At 66.6% G+C, this 1633-nt stretch carries 2 protein-coding genes; one reads left to right on the forward strand and one right to left on the reverse strand.

Annotation, left to right across the window (positions count from 1 at the left end):
* Nucleotides 1-541 (forward strand): amidohydrolase family protein (locus ENZ75_RS31200; RefSeq protein WP_164888152.1); only part of this gene is annotated, 541 nt, incomplete at its 5' end.
* A 230-nt stretch (nucleotides 542-771) separates the two neighbouring features.
* Here the strand turns inward: ENZ75_RS31200 and ENZ75_RS31205 are convergent.
* The coding region (locus ENZ75_RS31205; protein ID WP_164888153.1) for an NAD(P)/FAD-dependent oxidoreductase at nucleotides 772-1633 on the reverse strand (862 nt) is incomplete at its 5' end.

Consider the following 1633-nt stretch of genomic DNA (forward strand, 5'->3'; position numbering starts at 1 on the left):
TTCCGGCGCGGTGCGGCCCGACGTGCGGCTGGCGCGCGAGCGCGGCGTCATCTTCGACATCGGCCACGGCATGGGCTCGTTCGATTTCGCCGTCGCCCGCGCCATGCTCGAAGAAGGGCTGGCGCCCGACGTGATCTCGAGCGACGTGCATCTCTACTGCGTCGACGGTCCCGCCTTCGACATCCTCGTCTGCATGTCGAAGCTCCTGGCGCTCGGCATGCCGCTGGTCGAGGTCCTGCGCGCCGCCACGCAAGCGCCGGCGCAGGCGATCGCGCGGCCTGACCTGGGCACACTGGCCGTCGGCACGGTCGGCGACGTCGCCGTGCTCCGTCAGCGCCCGGGCCGCTTCACCTTCGTCGACGCGGTCGGCGCGTCATTGGTCGCCGATCAGAGACTGGTGTGCGAAGGCATCGTTATCGGCGGCACCTGGTGGCCGAACGAAGCGGTCAACGATGTCAGCGAGACTGAGCGGTTTGTGGCGCATGCCGCGCATACCCATGTCGAGGTTGCGGCGAGGCACTTTGGGCATCGGCACGACTAGCTGATCTCGCCAGCTTGTGCCTGTCTTGGGACTGTGCGCTTGGCGAATGGCTTCCCCCACTCCGTCGCTGCTTCGCAGCGCCACCTCTCCCCCCTCCGGAGCGAGAGGAAGGAGCCAAGGGCGGCGAACTCGCGCCTTCCTCTCCCTCGCCGATCTGTGTGGCGCCCTTCCTCTACCCCGTCGATCGGGGGAGAGGTGGCGAGCGAAGCTCGACGGAGTGGGGGTCGACTTTACCCGGCGTTGCTCACCGCCCCGTAAACCGGCGTCTCAATGCCTTCCATCCGCGCCTTGATCTGCAGCGCCACATATTTCGAATAGAAGCGCGACAGCGCCAGATTGCCGCCGTGGAACCAGAGCGCTTCCTGGGCGGTCGGCTTCCACATATTGCGCAGCTCGCCTTGCCAGGGGCCGGGGTCGCCCTTGACGCCGGAGCCAAGGCCCCAGCACGGGCCGACCTTGTCGGCGACTTCGCGCGAAACGATCGCGGCGACATTCTCGTTCATCGACTGATAGCCGGTGCAGGCGATGATGGCGTCGGCGGCGAGTTCACTGCCGTCCTCGAACAGGATGCCGCTCGGGGTCAGCGACTTGATGGCGACGCCGCTGCGGATGCCGATCTTGCCGTCGATGATCAGGTCGGAGGCGCCGACATCGATGTAGTAGCCGGAGCCGGTGCGGTAGGCCTTCATCAGAAGGCCGGTCTCGTCGTCGCCGAAATCGATGGCGAAGCCGGCGGCGCGCAAGCGGTCGTAGAAGGCCGCGTCGCGCGCCTTGATCACCTCGTAAAGCGCCTGCTGGCCCTTGGGCACCAGCGCGAACGGCGTCGAGGCGACGATCATGTCGGCCTTCTCGGTGGTGATGCCGCGCGACAGTGCGTCTTCCGAGAAGATCTCGAAGCCGACTTCCATCAGCGTGTCCGACTTGACCACTGTCGTCGGCGAACGCTGGATCATGGTGACCTCGGCGCCGCTCTCCCAGAGGTCGACGCAGACATCGTGGCCGGAGCTTGCAGCGCCAATGACGGCGACTTTCCTGCCGCGGAATTTGTCGCCGCTGGCATACTGGCTGGAGTGCAGCAGCTCGCCCTTGAAC

The sequence above is a fragment of the Mesorhizobium sp. M7A.F.Ca.CA.002.04.1.1 genome (assembly GCF_004022805.1).
Classification (GTDB): domain Bacteria; phylum Pseudomonadota; class Alphaproteobacteria; order Rhizobiales; family Rhizobiaceae; genus Mesorhizobium; species Mesorhizobium ciceri.